The 1,354-nt window shown below is 72.2% G+C and carries 1 protein-coding gene; it reads left to right on the plus strand.

Annotated elements, in window-relative coordinates:
• Positions 1–1,354: M1 family metallopeptidase (locus AB0B91_RS66105; protein ID WP_358343258.1), on the plus strand; the 1,354-nt coding region annotated here is incomplete at both ends.

Raw genomic sequence — 1,354 nt, forward strand, 5'->3', positions numbered from 1 at the left:
GGCCGACGAGCCGACCCCGGCACCGACCCCGGCCGCCGCCTCGCCGGGCGCGTCGCGTCAGTTCAGCCCAGGGGCGGCCGGCTCCGGCGACGAGTACTTCCCGACCTACGGCAACGGCGGGTACGACGTCAGCCGCTACACCGTCAAGGTGCGCTACGACCCGGCGGAGGACCGCCTGAGCGGAACCACCACCGTGCAGGCGGCGGCGACCAGTGACCTGTCCGCGTTCAACCTGGACCTGGCCGGGCTGACCGTGCGGTCCGTGACGGTGGACGGGGCCCCGGCGAAGCACGGCCGCAAGGGCGACGAGCTGGTCGTCACGCCGGCCCGCGGCCTGATCGCCGGCAACGGCTTCGTCGCCGAGATCGTGTACGAGGGCGAGCCGGAGCCGCTGCGCAACGAGGCACTCGGCGTCGGTGGCTTCCTGCACACCGAGGACGGGGCCATCGCCCTCGGGCAGCCCGAGTCGGCGAGCACGTGGTTCCCGGTCAACGACCACCCCTCGGACAAGGCCACGTACGACATCGAGATCACCGTGCCGGAGGGGTTGACGGCGGTCAGCAACGGCGTGCCGGCGGGGAAGAGCACGACCGGCGGCTGGACCACCTGGAAGTGGGCCGAGCGCAGCCCGATGGCGAGCTACCTGAGCACCGTGGTCATCGGCAGGTTCCGGATCACCGAGGGCGAGCACAAGGGACGGCCGGTGTTCCACGCGGTCACCACGGACCTGCCGAAGGGCGCGGCGGACCGGTCGATCGCCGGCACGGTCGAGGTGGCCGACTACCTGGAGAGCGTGTTCGGGCCGTACCCGGTCGGGGCGTACGGCGGCGTCGTGGTCGCCGACGACCGGATCCGGTACGCGCTGGAGACGCAGAGCCGCCCGGTCTACGGCGCGAGCTTCTTCTCCCGGGGCGAGAACACCGGCGTGGTGGCCCACGAGCTGGCGCACCAGTGGTTCGGCAACAGCGTGTCGCTGGCGAAGTGGCAGGACATCTGGCTCAACGAGGGCCTGGCCACGTACGCGGAGTGGCTGTGGGCCGAGCACGACGGCGGGCGTACCGCCCAGCAGGCGTTCGACGTCCGCTACGCCGGCTCGTCCGGCCAGGTGTGGCGTACGCCGCCGGGCGAGCCGGGGGCGGAGAACCTGTTCAGCGAGTCGGTCTACCAGCGCGGCGGGATGACCGTGCACGCGCTGCGGGTGGCCGTCGGCGACAAGGCGTTCTTCGAGATCCTGAAGACCTGGGCGGCGCAGAAGCGCGACGCGAACGCGACCACGGCCGAGTTCGTCGCGTTGGCCGAGCGGGTCTCGGGTGAGCAGCTCGACGACCTCTTCGAGGCGTGGCTGTACGGCACC

This window comes from Nonomuraea sp. NPDC049141, assembly GCF_040648415.1.
In the GTDB taxonomy this organism is placed as follows: Bacteria; Actinomycetota; Actinomycetes; order Streptosporangiales; family Streptosporangiaceae; genus Nonomuraea.